Below are 14,599 nucleotides of genomic sequence, written 5' to 3'. Positions count from 1 at the left end.
TATGACGTAAAGTTCATGGGAATGTAAGGGTTTTGTTAAAAATGTAAATATTAGGGTTTTTTGATATAAAAAGTATTTTTTTATGTATAATGAGGACAAGGCCTAAAAATACTTAAATATTTAAGTGAATATTTTAAAAAGGGAGATTAAGGATATATGAAAAGCTTACTTCAAAAAACTTTAGCTGTTACAGGATTAACTGCTTCTTTATTAGGTATGGTTTCTTCCGTTTCATTTGCTTCGATTAGTTGGGATAATAATGCAACGTGGACAGGAAGCGGAGCAAAAGCTAAGGCAACTGCCTATACTGCGAAAAAGAACGAACCTCATTTTTACAAGATGACTGTAAGAGCTAGCTTTGATGATGGGACTTCTAAAGAGTTAGCATTGTATGATGCTAAAATTTCAGATCGTATAAACGTTAGCGTTGCATCCAAAGGACCGGTGACCAGAGGTTATTCGGGTCATGAATGGATAATGGTAGGGGATAGTGCGTACACTTCTAAGGAAATGGTAATTAAATAAATATCAACAAAAACCGTGAAAAAGGATAAATACCTTTTTCACGGTTTTTAAAATGAGGAGGATATATGAATCTAATATTAAAAGAAATAGCGGTGAACAAAACAATATTCATTATGTTATTTATTGGATTTGTATTGACAATATGGCCAATCCTGATCGCAATGTCGACGCGAGATTATTATGATGAGAAATTTTATGATAGTAAAAATGGTTATTTTAATTATTACTACTCTGTTCAACTTACTAATATGGGGGCAATCAATTTCGAACAATTTCAGACGTTAGTAGAATCTGATTTTAAAAACGCTAGTGTTATTACAAATGATATTCGTATTACTATTCCGGATATCGGCCACGTAATAATGAATGGTCTCCTTAATAAAAATTGGTCTCCACCTTTGCTAAAAGGTTCTCAGATAGGACAAGATGAAAAAAACAGTGTAATAGTGGGGAAGAAAATTTATAAGGATATGGAAACAATAAAATTATTTAATAAAGAATATACAGTTAAAGGCGTAGCTGGAGAAAATACTGGATATGAGTATAATATTAAAATTTACGTCTCTCTAAATGACATGCCAGATGAAGTGAAACAGATGATACAAAAAGATAATACATTCCAAATGATTGTTCGTTCTAACGAAAACCCTATCAAGGAAATAGAAACTTTCATACAGCATATGAAACAGAACAATAAAGATATAAATGCCAAAGTGATTAGTGAAAAAGAGAACTATGAGAAGGAAAAAAACTCAAGTGAAGCCGTAGAAGAGTTACTCAGTTTTCCATATAGGCTTTTATGTATAGCTTTAATTACCAGTATAATAGTAAGTTATTATTGGATTTATACGAAGAAAAAAAGTTTGTCGTTAAGGAAAGCTTTGGGAGCAAGTAATGTAAATCTTTTTATTTTTATATTTAGTCAATTATTTTTATGTGCAATCACTGCATCAGCCTGTGCAATATGCATACAATGGATTTTTAGTATTTTGAGTGAAAATATTATAGAGTTTACAAGTTATAGTATTAGTTTACAGTCTACTCATATTGTAATGTGTGTATTTCTTTCACTTACTATAGCTTTCATCCTCTCTGTAATACCATTTGTATATGTGCTTAAAAGTGAACCTGCTAAAGCATTAAAGGAGTAAAAATGATGAGAATAAAAAGTGCGTTCCTAGCATTAAAAAAGAGATTTCTATTTTCAGTACTTCTTCTAATACAGATTACATTTGGATTAGCAACTATAACGAGTTCAATTAATGTATTTTATAATTTACACCATCTAAACGATAAATCCAGCTCGATATTAAATGTGGATAAAACATATTTAGTTACTTTTGAAATGACGACAGATAGATTACAAAGCAATCAATTTAATAAAGAGAAAATTCAAGCGGTTTATAATACAATTCATCAAAATAAAGATGTGATTTCGTATGGTACATACGAGGAGCGAGTTATTGAAATAGAGTCAAGTAATAGACCATTTCAAAATAGTATGATTACTGATTTGAAACATAAAACGTTTCACGATGAAAGACCTACCATTAAAACAATTTTTGTAGATGAAAATTACTATAAAATGTTACATTTACCTTTAAAACCTGAAGAAGGTTTCTCGCATGATGACTTTCAAAAAAATAGTGAAGAAAAAACAAAAGTTTTAATGGGTTCTTACTTTAAGAAATATTTTCAAGTTGGGGATACAATTAATAATCAATATACAATTACAGGATTTTTGCCAGAAAATAAATTTATCGTAAATAATAATACGACGAACACATATTTGAAGTTGGATTACGCAATGATAATGCCTATGTCATTTGATAAATTTGAAAAATATGAAGCAATGTTTTTAAGACTACATCAAAGTACAGTTTTATATTTACAAAAAGGTGCAGATGTAAAGAAACTAGAAGAATCAATTCAACTTAAAGGAAACGGCGGTACGTTTCATTTAAAAAGTTTAGGTGATGAAATAAATGAAGATGTTACTCTTAACGGCTATTCTGAAATACCTCAACTTATAGTAGGAATCTTATTCATTGTATTCTCGATCGTCGGAATTGTAGTAACGACCATTGTTTCTATCTTGATGAGAAAGCGGGAATTTGGTATAAAAATAGCTTTTGGCGAAAGTAAATTTGGTATGTTTATTCAAATTGTTTTAGAGAACATTATTGTAGCAATAACTGGCTTAGGAATGTCAATAGCTTACTTTTCATGGAGGTATGGGGTTCTATTACAAATGTCGAAGGATTTAAAGGAAGCAACGGTATTAGACTTTAAATTGGATATGCCTATATTGTTTTTAGTATTTCTTTTCTTATTATTGATTATCATTGTCTCGAATGTAATTGTCTTCTTATTTATTAGAAAGCTTGAACCGAAAACATTAATAGGTGGGATGGAATAATGAGTTTAATTGTATTGAAAGACATTAAGAAGGTGTATAGTAACAAGAACCATAATACGTTCGCGTTAAACGGTATAAACTTAACGATAAATAAGGGCGAAATTATAGCGATAATGGGTCGATCAGGTTCAGGGAAAAGTACGCTATTAAATGTTATAGGGTTAATTGATTTGCCAAATGAGGGTGAATATACGTTAAATGGAAAATCATTAACTGAAATTAGAGCAAATAAAGTTCATAAAACAAGAAATGAAATGATAGGATTTATTTTTCAATACTTTGCATTGTTAAAAGAACATACTGTACTAGATAATGTAGCACTACCACTCACATATAGAAAGTTAAAGCAACGAGAAAGAGAAAATAAGGCGAAGTTCAATTTAGAAAAAGTAGGGTTAAAAGAACATATGCATAAAACACCGGACGAGCTATCAGGTGGACAACAGCAGCGCGTCGCAATTGCTAGAGCGTTAGTAGGTGAACCAGAAATAATTTTGGCTGATGAACCGACAGGGAATTTAGATAGAAAAACAGGAGAAGAAATTATGGATTTACTATTACAACTGAATGAAGAAGGACGAACGATTATTATTGTAACGCATGATATTGAAGTAGCGAATAAGTGTAATAGAATTATTGAGTTAGTTGATGGGGAAGTTGTGGGGAGTTAGTAATTCAACAAATATATTGCAAATTATATCTAATTTAAGAATCCGTATTGATTAATTTTTCAAAATGGATTCTTTTTATTTGTAGAATTAAAGTAAAACAACAAATTCCCCGTAACTTTTTATGATAGAAATTCGTTTAACAAAAGAAAGGATTTTTAATGATGAATGGGGGAGAACCATGAAAATTTTAATACTAGGTGGTACACGATTTTTAGGAAGAGCTTTTGTAGAAGAGGCTTTGAACAGAGGGCATGAAGTTACATTATTTAACCGCGGAACAAACAATGAAATTTTTCCAGAAGTGGAACATTTAATCGGTGACAGAAATGGTGATGTATCAAGTTTAGAAAATCGAAAATGGGATGTTGTCGTGGATACATGTGGTTTTTCTCCGCATCACATTCGGAATATTGGAGATGTCTTAAAAGATAATACAAAACATTATATATTCATCTCAAGCCTTTCCGTATATAAAGATTGGATTCCGCATGACATAAAAGAAGACTATATATTACAACCTGAACCAACGGAGGATCAAATAAAGGCTGTAGAGAATGGTGAAATATCTCCGTATGAGCATTATGGTGCGCTGAAAGTATTATGTGAAAAAGAAGCAGAGAAGTATTGGCCGGGGCGTGTTTTACACGTAAGAGCAGGACTTCTTTCAGGAATGTTTGATTATACTGATCGACTTCCATACTGGATTCAGCGTGTAGCAAAAGGAGGTAAAGTGTTAGTTCCAGGAAGAAAAGACCGTCCAGTGCAGATAGTTGATATAAAAGACGTTGCAAACTGGGGACTAAACATGGCAGAAAACAATAAAGCAGGTATATTCAATGTTACAGGTCCAAATTATGAATTAACGATGGAAGAACTACTAAATACGTGTAAAAAGGTTACGAATAGCGATGCTGAATTTGTTTGGGTAGATGAAGCATTTATGAAGGAACATAAAGTGCAGCCTTGGACGGAAATGCCTTTATGGCTTCCGGAAATTTTTCCATTAGAAGGGGAAACGAAGCCATGGAAAGGTGGGTTTTCTATTCGTATCGATAGTGCTATTAAAGCAGGGCTTATTTTTAGAAGGTTAGAAGATACAGTTACAGATGTGTATAAGTGGATGGAGAGTATGGAGAAATGGGAATTAAAAGCAGGGATTTCAGGGGAAAGGGAGAAGGAATTGTTAGAAAAGTGGTATCAATAAATTAAATGGGCCCTTTGAATATACTTGATTGCACATAAGGAGGAGGAAAGGTGATGTGGAAAGACACCATTCACAGTATCTCATCAAACTTAAGCTTGAAAAATCCAGCTACAAAGGATGCACTCGCTGAAGTTCAAAAAAATTTGCAGGTGGAGTTACCGAATGATTTATATCAATTATTACAGGAAACAAACGGTATAGCAGGTGAATACGGAGACTTTATATGGGCTGCTTCAAAAATTAATACTGAAAATGTGAATATGAGAAATATAGTTGATTTTAAGGATTTATATATGCCTTTTGACTGTTTATTATTTTTTGCTGATGGCGGAAATGGTGATTTGTTTGGCTATTCCATTTTGAATGGAAAAGTGCAAAGAGATGATATATATGTATGGAATCATGAAAATGATAGTAGAACGTGGGTTGCTCCTTCTTTAAAGACTTTTATGGAGTGGTGGGAGAGTGGAAAGATAACAATTTAAACATAGTATGAAGAAAAACGCCTTGTTACTAAAGAAACTAGGTGTTTTTCGTATGTAAATTTATAACTCAATTGGTTCTTCCCCGTACATTTCCCACAGCTTAGAAAACATATTTTTCAGTTCTTCTTCGTCATCCTCATCCTCAACCTAGTCTAACTTGATATCAACGTCCTTAAATTTTTCTTCTATTTCAAACTCCTTCTCTTTCACACTATCAGTTGTGCCGATTTTTCTGTAAAACACAACGAAGTCTTTATCGTGTATTAGCTAGTAGCAAGACCTCCACCTCAAAATCCAGCTAATACAAGGAAGGCCCGTATAAATAAGTTGTATTAATTACATTATTAGATTGTGTTTGTAACTATATTTTGGAAATTTTCTGTTGATTTAAAATATGCGATAGTAAATATTGTATATAAAGTATATATACAATATTTTTTAAAAGAGGTATTTGCATGCAAATCATTATTAAGAACACTTCAAAGGAACCCATTTACGAACAAATTGGACTCCAAATAAAAAAACTTATTTTACTAGGTGATTTAAAACAAGGAGATGCCCTTCCTTCAATGTGTCAGTTAGCAAAAGATTTACGAGTAAGTATTATTACAACGAAAAGAGCATATGAAGAACTGGAAAAAGACGGTTTTATTAATTCAATTGTCGGAAGAGGGTCCTTTGTAGCAGAACAAAACATTGAAACTATGAAAGAAGAAAAATTAAAAACAGTTGAAGAAAAGTTATGTGAAGCGATTCAAAATGCTAAGCAAATGGATGTTTCTTTAAATGAGCTAAAAGAAATGCTTACAATTTTATACGAGGAGGAAAACTCTTGGAAAACGTAATAGAACTTCAAAATGTCAGTAAATCTTTTAAAGGGTTTCAAATAAACAATTTTTCGATGGAAGTAAAAAAAGGATTTGTTACGGGTTTTATTGGAGGAAATGGATCAGGTAAATCTACAACGATTAAAATGATTATGAATCTAATAAACCCGGATAGTGGAAACGTCTCCTTATTTGGCATGAACTATTCGACTGATGCGAAACGAATTAAAGAAAGAATTGGCTTCGTTTATGACGATAATGTGTTTTATGATGAACTCACATTAAAGGAAATTACTAAAATTATTGCGCCTGCTTATAAAAAATGGGATTTTAACCAATTTACATATTATAAAGATCTGTTCGAATTACCATTAAATAAAAAAATGAAAACATTCTCCAAAGGAATGAAAATGAAAGCCTCTCTCGCAATTGCCCTTTCACATCATGCTGAACTAATTATTATGGATGAACCTACATCTGGACTTGATCCTGTATTCAGAAGAGAATTATTGGATGTTCTACAAAATATTATGCAGGATGGAGAGAAAACTATCTTTTTCTCATCACATATTACAACGGATTTAGACCGCATTGCCGATTATATTACATTTATTCAAAATGGGAAGCATATTTTCACAAAAGATATTTATGCCATTGCAGAGGATTATGTTTTAGTCAAAGGACCACTAGATTTGTTAAAGTTTGATACTGAGCGTGAATTTATTTCTGTACGTAAGGCAAATACAGGTTTCGAGGGATTGATTGAAAATACACATTCTATCGAAAACTTATTTGATAAGGATGTGGTGATTGAAAAGCCAAGTTTAGAGGATATTATGTATTTCATGAAAAAGGGGGATTCAAGATGCTTAATTTAATTAAAAAGGATTTGATTTTACAAAAAACTTTCTTGCCTGCTTATCTCTTATTTCTAGTTACCTATTTGTGGGCCGGCATGGATGTAGCATATGTCATAATCATTTGTAGTGCCGTTTTTGTAATTAACACATATCAATCTGATGATAAAGATAATGCTAATATTTTAGTAAACTCATTACCGTATACTAGGAAGGAAATTATAAGTTCAAAATACGTTGGAACCTTACTTTTTACAATAGGAATCATCCCATTTTGTTTAGTTGGAAAATATTTTATTTTAGACAGCATGGAATTTCAACTTTCCTTAGAAAGTTACATACTAGGCTTCTTGGCAGTCATGCTGATAACAGCATTTTACATCCCATTTTTTGTTGCATTTAAAGTGAAAACACTTGTACCAGTTTTTATATTTTTATCTATTGGAGTTATATATTTAATGCGAAATACTCCATATTTATTAAATAAATATGCTAATGGCGTACTGACCTTTTTAAAAGAGATTTCAGATTTGAAATTATTTCTTTTAGTTGCTGTCATAGCAGTGGGATGCTATGGGGTTTCATGGATATTATCTATTCGTATCTATCAGAACAAGGCTCTTTAATAGCAAGTTCTAAAAGGAGGACGGTTTAAATGACATCAAAAAAAGAGCGTCCTAGTCGAATACGAAATTGGCTGAGAACTATTGGAGCATTTTTCGTTATGCAACTAATTTTTATCATCTTTGATATGAATTCGTGGATACCGAACTTCAAGGAAGGAGGAGTTGGGGATCGTCTCGTTAATTCAGAGTTCTTTACGGAATGGTTCGCTCCTTATAAAACAAAGCAATTTAATGTACTAACGGCAGTTATGGCTATTTTATTATTCCTAAATGTAGTAACAAGTGCAATAAAAGACGCTTTTTCTAGAAAAAGAATTAATTAGCACATAAGTTGACCTTGCGTCTTTTTAATAATGTCTTAACTATATTTAAAAACAACAGGAAAAAGATAAAAACTCCACTTATTGATGTTTCACTTTATCTTTTATAATGATTTCTTGAAAAATATTTGATTTTTCAGTTTTGTATATTGATAGAGATGCATTCGTCCCCCATAATGCTTCCAAAGTGTGCGCAGTAATTGTGACATATGTATTTATACTTGTGATGACAAATGATGTGTATTGTTTTTGGAAAGTTCGAAAATTATTGGGCGAACTAGAGAAATTTAGTAATCTTATTTGTACAGTACATACATATTAGTTTTGTAATGGTTCGATATTTAAAAAATATGTAAGGGGGAATGGGTGTGGATCTTACGTTTAAAGTTGAGGAAACATGTTTTAATTACCGAGTCGGAGCAATTTGTAAACACGATAATAAAATACTCATTCTGCAAGGTAACGGTGAAGATTTTTGGTATGTACCAGGTGGACGAGTGAAAATGCTAGAAAATAGTGAAGATGCGTTAAAACGGGAGCTGGCAGAAGAAATAGGTGTTCCTATTAATGGGAAGAGATTAATATGGTCAGTAGAAAATTTCTTTACACTTTCTGAGCGAAAGTTTCATGAAATTAGTTTTTATTATGAAGTAGAGCTACATGAATTGCCTGCGAATGGAGCGGATCAATATATTTTGGAAGAAGAGGGCAGAACGTATTTGTTTAAGTGGGTGCCGGTAGAAGAGCTACATGCATATAACTTACAGCCACCGTTTATAAAAGAGAAAGTAAAGGATATAGCAGTTCATACAGAACATATCGTCTTACAAGATTAAATGTATTCGGAGGGGAAAACGGTGAAGGGGACTAAAAAAGAGATACATATAAATGACAAAGTAATTTATTATACACATATAGAAAAAGGTTCTAGTACAGTTTGTTTTATGTTCTCAGGTTCAGGATACAATTACGATAAACCGTTATTTTATTTTGCAACGATGTTAATGCTTGAACATAAAATTGATGTTGTACATATCCATTATTCTTATGATGGACAATTAATGAATCAACCAATGGAAGAAGTAACGAAAATAATGATGGATGATATTAATCCTTTAATGAAGGAAGTATTAGAAGGTGAGCAATACATTCATACGATGTTTTTAGGGAAGTCACTCGGAACAATTCCGATTGCAAATGATTTAATGAAGAGAGACGAATTCGCGCAGTCAAAAATGATACTACTTACACCTTTACTGACGTTTGATACAATTTTTGATTCTATCTTACATAGTCGACACGAAGGGCTTTTAGTTATTGGGGATAAAGATCACCAATACAATGCAGCTCAAATTGATCAGTTACATAAAACGAATTTAATGATCGATGTTGTTAAAAATGCAAATCATTCTGTAAATGTTGGGGGATTGGAAACAGAGAATTCAATTTTAGCTTTATCAAGAGTAATAGAAAAACTTGAAGAATTGTTAGAAATCAGGGGAACCTAAAGGATTTCTCAACGGAATAAAAAAGGTTACGATTATATACCGTAACCTTTTTCTATTATTACAAATTGTTTTTACCAAGTATCAGCATGACTATACTGAATAACCGGTGCATTTGACTTTGAATCTTTCACATTTTCTGATTGTGCAGAGAATGTGAATCCAAAAGATAAGATAGCTGAAAGAGATAACCCCATTAAAATTCCAGTAAGTTTTTTCATTATTTTAACGCTCCCTTTTCAAAAGTTTTTTCTTTCGTTTGATGACTCAAATAAAAATATTCGCTTGCTTTAGAGTGATTGTCTTCCGCATGGAATGCAAGTGCTAATTTTTCAGTATATTCTTGAGTGTAATTAAACAATTGCTCGTTATTGAAGAACTTAATAGCATTGATAATACATTCTTCGAGAACTTCTGCAGGACTTCCTTTCACTATCAGGTCTAAAATTGTAAAATGGTACAAGTATTCTTGATTATCTATGTTTTTACAAATAGTTAATCCACGAGTAATTAGTTCTTCAGCAACATGCAATTCTTCTAGTTTAAAGTGCTCTCTTGCTTTAAGAAAAATTGCTTTGAAATGATTTGGAAGTTTGTTCGTAACATCAGTCAATTGACGTATAGCTAATTCAGATAAATTTTGACTTGCATATAGGAATCCTAAATTATTACGTACTCTTAAAAGAAGTGTTTCTTCATGTTGTTTATTGTAAATGTTTATTGCAGAATTAAAGCTTTCTTCAGCTTGTGGAAATTGTTTTATATCAATACAAGCTGCGCCAAATATATTATCGCATCCGGCTACATTATTTTCGTGTCCGACATGTTTAGAAAAAATCTCTTTTGCTTTACTTACATATTGAATAGCTAATAGTGGCTGATATGTATGTAAATAAAAGTTAGCAAAACGGTAGCTAAACTCTGCTTTCTCTAGTTCGTCTAACGATGAGTTTATAGAATTTTCCGCTTTTTCGTACTGCTCTTTTGCTACAGTGTTATTTGAGAGAATTGTAGAATGAATTGCTTTGAAAAGGTGAAAATAGTAAGATAGTGTTTTATCTGTTTCAGGATATAACGTTTCAATTTTGTCAAAACTATTTGGAGTGATGCTTAAGTTATCATTTAAAACCTTAAAGCGAAAATCAAGAAGATAATAATAGAGTAATAAATTTTGATCCTTTTCAATTGTGTCAATCATTTCTTCAATTTCATGTTTAATTTTGGTAGCTGTCGATATGTGTTGAGCGCGTATTTCATGGTACCAAGTATGTAAAAGATGAGTTACTTGTTCGTAGCCCTGTAGCTGGATGCTCATTTCAAACCCCTTCTTTCATTTATATTCTATATACCAATTATTGTAATAAATATGTTGGCGAAAATAAATTGTAAATACGGAATTTAAAAATTTCTCAAAATAATTCAGAAAATTCAGTCATTTAATCAAACTATTTTTAATAGTAAAACACGCTGAGGAGAACCCAGCGCGTTTTACTTTAATAAGCCTTCAACACATAAAGCAAATACTCCTTACGATTCAGTGGATTATAATCAACACGTTTACGAGTAGGAAAGGGCTCCTTTAGTTTTGTAAAACCACCTGGTTTTGTTGTAAAGATGCCTTCTCCTTCTGTAAATGAATGGAGCATTCTTTTAAAATTCTCTGTTTTTGCAATAGGTAACGCTCCTGTTAATTGGTAAGAATCATTATATAATATAGGCTCTGCAAAAGTTGCTGGAATAGCAGCAAGCTTATACATTGCGGTACTAATTGCCTGCTCCGGTACAGTTAATTCAAACTCATTAACTGGTTCATATACATATGTTTCAGCTTGTTTTAAAGCATCCATTAAAACGAGCGGTGTTAAGTTTCTAAAGTCACTCGCTGTTGTAACAGGACTAGCATAACCGGTATGTGTAAGTGTGACGGAAATGTCCGTAACTTCCCATCCGTATAAACCTTGTTTTAACGTTTGAAATACTGTATCTTCAATTGCTTTATGAAATGCTAAAGGTAGTGATCCAAGCTCAACACCTAAGTTATACGTTATGCCAGAGTTAAGTTCACCACGTTCAATTTTAAAACCAATAGTTGCGTAAAATGGATTCTCTTTTTCACCCATTACTTCAACGTTATTACCTACGCCAATTGGTGTCTCAATACATACAACTCGCGTATCTGAAAAAGTAACCTGCAAATTATATTTCTCAAAAAGAGTCGTTTCAATTACTTCTTTTTGTACTTCACCGAAAAGGCGAATATATAGTTCATTATGAACATCATCTTTCCACACTTGAATGAGTGGATCTTCTTCACATAGTTCCATAAGTGCAGCGTATAAATCATGAATTCGTTCCGTAGGTACTGCATCAATAGCAGCTTCCATTTGTGGTTCGGCAAAGTGAATATCTTTTATATAATCCGTCCGTTCACCAATAATATCACCAATTTTAATATCACTCAGTCCCCACACTTTACAAAAATCACCGCTTGGAACGGTAGAAGTTTGAACGGCATCTCCATTATGAAATAGGCACATTTTTTTAATCTTTTCCTTATGCGGTAGAGACTCTCCACGCTGTATATCCACATATTTTCTGACGTGTAAACTACCTGAAAAAAGTCTTACATAAGCAATCTTTTCTCCGGAAGATTCACGTTCAATTTTAAAAACAACACCGGATAATATTTCATTTTCTGCCGATTTATTAGCTGGAAATAAGGCTGAAATATTTTTAAGCAATTCAGTTACTCCTATACCTGTCATTGCTGAACCGAAAAAGATAGGATACACATTTGCTTGCTGTATTTGTTTTTCTAGTTCTTTTCTTAATAGTGCGTCCGTTACGATTTCGTTATTTACATATGACTCAAGTAATGATTCATTATAAGGTGCTAATCGTTCAATACAATCGTCATATGATTTATATTCAATAATACGAGCTTCCTTTGTTCCTTCGTTTTGGACAGAGTAGAAGGGGAATGCTTCATTTGAAAGAATCGTTTTTATTTGCTTTACAACTTTTTCACTATTTGCGCCACTACGATCAATTTTATTAACAAATAAAATAGTCGGTATGTTTAGTTTCTGTAATGTTCGCATTAAAATTTTTGTTTGTGCTTGCACACCTTCAACGGCAGAAATCACTAAGATTGCACCGTCTAAAACGCTGAATGATCGCTCCACTTCAGCGATAAAATCAGCGTGTCCAGGTGTATCAATGACATTTACTTTTACATCATCAATAAAGAAAGAAACGACAGATGCTTTAATCGTAATTCCGCGTTGTCTTTCTAATTCCATTGAGTCAGTTTGCGTGCTTCCACTATCAACTCGGCCAACTTCTTTAATCACATTTGTTTCATAAAGAATACGCTCAGTCAAACTCGTCTTGCCAGCGTCTACGTGCGCGACAATCCCTATATTTATTGTTGTCATATATAAATATCCTCATTTCATTTTCCATTTTCATTTCCTCATTTCTATTTGTGTATTGCCGCATTACAATCACTCTCCAGTCATTTAAATTATTACTATTATAATGTAATTTACATTTTTTGTAACGTGACAAAGCGCCTTAATTTGGAAAAATATAAATGAAAACAAAAAGCTTGCATTCTAAATCGATATAGATTATATTAATTGACATATCAACTATTGATACATCAAACATTTTTGGGTTGGATGTAAAGGAGGGGTAATTTGACAAGTTCATGCTCAAAAGAAGCGATTATTTTATATAAATTACACTTTCTAAATAAAGAAGTAAGTTCGAAGTTTGAAGGATGTACGGGTATGAGCCAGTCTCGATTAGAGCTTATACTTCAGTTATATGAAGTAGGTGAAATTAGTCAAAAAGCACTTCAACAAGAAGTGAATATTGATAATGCTGCGATTACAAGGCATTTAAAGCAACTGGAAGCAAACGGAATGATTACAAGACGTAAAAATCCAGACGATAACAGAATTACGTTAGTTTCTCTTACTGAAGAGGGACGAAATAAAATTCAAGCGTTTCAAGAGGAAAAAGAACGTTTTGCAGCATCTGCATTTAAAGGATTAAGTGAGGAAGAACGCGACAATCTTTTAAATATGTTAAATCACATTCAAGAAAATATAAAAGAACTTTAAAAAAGGGAGAATACAACTATGACTAACTCAGTAAAAACAAATGATTTTAACGAAATTTTAACAGGACGCCGTTCAATTCGTAAGTACGATCCTGCAGTGAAAATTAGCAAAGAAGAAATGACAGAAATTCTTACAGAAGCAACGCTTGCACCATCATCTGTAAACATGCAACCATGGAGATTCCTTGTGATTGAAAGTGACGAAGCAAAAGCAACACTTGCGCCACTTGCGAAATTCAATCAATCTCAAGTAGAAACATCTTCAGCAATGATTGCTGTATTTGGTGACTTAAACAACTTTGATAACGCAGAAGAAATTTACGGTACAGCAGTAGAGCGCGGACTTATGCCAGCTGAAGTAAAAGAAGATCAAATGAAAAAACTTTCAGCTTACTTCTCAATGGTTACACCAGAAGTAATGAAAGACACAGTACTTATTGACGGTGGTCTTGTAGCGATGCAATTTATGCTAGCAGCTCGTGCTCACGGCTATGACACTTGTCCAATTGGTGGTTTTGAGAAAGATCAAATCGCAGAAGCTTTCGGACTAGACAAAGAACGTCACGTACCAGTAATGTTAATTTCAATCGGAAAAGCTGCTGACAGTGGTTACCAATCAGTACGCCTTCCAATTGAAAAAGTTGCTGAGTGGAAGTAATTTTATAACAAGACAGAAATAAGTGAGATATGAGAGGGGAAACACCATGATTATAATTCACGCAATATTTCAAGTAGATCCAGCGAAACAACAATCATTTTTAGAAGAAATTCAGCCACTACTTCATGGTTCAAGAGAAGAAAGTGGAAATGTATCCTATGACTTTTACAAAGATACAGAACATGAAAATGTTTATACGATGATAGAAGTTTGGAAAGATGAAGCAGCAGTTGCGAGTCATAATACGAGTGAACACTTCACATCTTTCGTCAGTAAAGTAAAACAGTTTTTAACCGCTCCTCTAGATATAAAAGCTTATAATGGAGAGTTAGTAAAATAATATGGTGAAAAAGATATCCTAAGCGTTTGCTAG

Annotated in this window: 18 protein-coding genes; 15 read left to right on the top strand and 3 right to left on the bottom strand. The window is 32.7% G+C overall.

All coding sequences use genetic code 11. The annotated features are described in order from the left end of the window. Positions 1-156 precede the first annotated feature (156 nt). The 12 genes from KZZ19_RS14770 (at position 157) to KZZ19_RS14715 (ending at position 9,442) form a co-directional block, all read left to right on the top strand. The gene (locus KZZ19_RS14770; protein WP_023522327.1) at positions 157-525 is read left to right on the top strand and encodes a hypothetical protein; all 369 of its coding nucleotides are present in this window, start codon (positions 157-159) and stop codon (positions 523-525) included. Positions 526-590: 65 nt separating this feature from the next. Continuing rightward, positions 591-1,676 (top strand): FtsX-like permease family protein, encoded by a 1,086-nt coding sequence (locus KZZ19_RS14765; RefSeq protein WP_237980076.1) that lies wholly within the window; start codon positions 591-593, stop codon positions 1,674-1,676. Between the two features lie 2 nt (positions 1,677-1,678). Then, entirely contained in the window at positions 1,679-2,944 is a 1,266-nt protein-coding gene (locus tag KZZ19_RS14760) for an ABC transporter permease (RefSeq protein ID WP_237980078.1), read from the top strand. Further along, positions 2,944-3,615 carry an ABC transporter ATP-binding protein gene (locus tag KZZ19_RS14755; protein ID WP_237980079.1) on the top strand — a complete coding sequence of 224 codons (672 nt, stop codon included), beginning with the start codon at positions 2,944-2,946 and terminating at the stop codon, positions 3,613-3,615. The genes KZZ19_RS14760 and KZZ19_RS14755 overlap by 1 nt, the downstream gene beginning before the upstream one ends. A gap of 178 nt (positions 3,616-3,793) precedes the next feature. After that, positions 3,794-4,819 carry an SDR family oxidoreductase gene (locus KZZ19_RS14750; protein ID WP_237980080.1) on the top strand — a complete coding sequence of 342 codons (1,026 nt, stop codon included), beginning with the start codon at positions 3,794-3,796 and terminating at the stop codon, positions 4,817-4,819. A 53-nt stretch (positions 4,820-4,872) separates the two neighbouring features. Beyond that, positions 4,873-5,304, top strand: coding sequence for an SMI1/KNR4 family protein (locus tag KZZ19_RS14745; protein ID WP_237980490.1), 432 nt, complete (start codon positions 4,873-4,875; stop codon positions 5,302-5,304). A gap of 455 nt (positions 5,305-5,759) precedes the next feature. Further along, a complete protein-coding gene (locus KZZ19_RS14740) occupies positions 5,760-6,149 on the top strand; it encodes a GntR family transcriptional regulator (protein WP_237980081.1) in 390 nt (129 codons plus the stop codon). Further along, positions 6,137-7,009, top strand: coding sequence for an ABC transporter ATP-binding protein (locus KZZ19_RS14735; protein WP_098874534.1), 873 nt, complete (start codon positions 6,137-6,139; stop codon positions 7,007-7,009). Before KZZ19_RS14740 ends, KZZ19_RS14735 begins: the two co-directional genes overlap by 13 nt. Next, positions 6,997-7,614, top strand: a complete 618-nt coding sequence (locus KZZ19_RS14730; protein ID WP_237980082.1) for an ABC-2 transporter permease — start codon at positions 6,997-6,999, stop codon at positions 7,612-7,614. The genes KZZ19_RS14735 and KZZ19_RS14730 overlap by 13 nt, the downstream gene beginning before the upstream one ends. A gap of 29 nt (positions 7,615-7,643) precedes the next feature. Then, positions 7,644-7,937 (top strand): YfzA family protein, encoded by a 294-nt coding sequence (locus KZZ19_RS14725; protein ID WP_237980083.1) that lies wholly within the window; start codon positions 7,644-7,646, stop codon positions 7,935-7,937. A 365-nt stretch (positions 7,938-8,302) separates the two neighbouring features. Further along, positions 8,303-8,770, top strand: coding sequence for an NUDIX hydrolase (locus KZZ19_RS14720; protein WP_237980084.1), 468 nt, complete (start codon positions 8,303-8,305; stop codon positions 8,768-8,770). Next, complete coding sequence (locus tag KZZ19_RS14715) at positions 8,771-9,442, top strand: alpha/beta hydrolase (RefSeq protein WP_237980085.1); 672 nt, start codon at positions 8,771-8,773, stop codon at positions 9,440-9,442. It abuts the gene before it with no gap. 71 nt (positions 9,443-9,513) lie between these two features. On the opposite strand, the gene KZZ19_RS14710 is transcribed toward KZZ19_RS14715, so the two are convergent. The 3 genes from KZZ19_RS14710 to KZZ19_RS14700 form a co-directional block, all read right to left on the bottom strand. Beyond that, entirely contained in the window at positions 9,514-9,660 is a 147-nt protein-coding gene (locus tag KZZ19_RS14710; protein ID WP_237980086.1) for a Phr family secreted Rap phosphatase inhibitor, read from the bottom strand. After that, positions 9,660-10,754, bottom strand: a complete 1,095-nt coding sequence (locus KZZ19_RS14705) for a hypothetical protein (RefSeq protein ID WP_237980087.1) — start codon at positions 10,752-10,754, stop codon at positions 9,660-9,662. Before KZZ19_RS14705 ends, KZZ19_RS14710 begins: the two co-directional genes overlap by 1 nt. 178 nt (positions 10,755-10,932) lie before the next feature. Next, the gene (locus KZZ19_RS14700) at positions 10,933-12,876 is read right to left on the bottom strand and encodes an elongation factor G (protein ID WP_237980088.1); all 1,944 of its coding nucleotides are present in this window, start codon (positions 12,874-12,876) and stop codon (positions 10,933-10,935) included. A 264-nt stretch (positions 12,877-13,140) separates the two neighbouring features. On the opposite strand from KZZ19_RS14700, the gene KZZ19_RS14695 reads away from it, so the two are divergent. From KZZ19_RS14695 to KZZ19_RS14685, 3 genes are read left to right on the top strand one after another with little or no spacing between them, the layout of a single operon-like run. Beyond that, positions 13,141-13,569, top strand: coding sequence for a MarR family winged helix-turn-helix transcriptional regulator (locus KZZ19_RS14695; RefSeq protein WP_050844104.1), 429 nt, complete (start codon positions 13,141-13,143; stop codon positions 13,567-13,569). Between the two features lie 18 nt (positions 13,570-13,587). Further along, positions 13,588-14,226 (top strand): nitroreductase family protein, encoded by a 639-nt coding sequence (locus KZZ19_RS14690; protein ID WP_237980089.1) that lies wholly within the window; start codon positions 13,588-13,590, stop codon positions 14,224-14,226. A 46-nt stretch (positions 14,227-14,272) separates the two neighbouring features. Continuing rightward, positions 14,273-14,566, top strand: a complete 294-nt coding sequence (locus tag KZZ19_RS14685; RefSeq protein WP_237980090.1) for a putative quinol monooxygenase — start codon at positions 14,273-14,275, stop codon at positions 14,564-14,566. Positions 14,567-14,599: the final 33 nt, after the last annotated feature.

Source organism: Bacillus thuringiensis (assembly GCF_022095615.2).
Taxonomy (GTDB): Bacteria; Bacillota; Bacilli; order Bacillales; family Bacillaceae_G; genus Bacillus_A; species Bacillus_A cereus_AG.
This window is presented reverse-complemented; position numbering and strand designations above follow the sequence as displayed.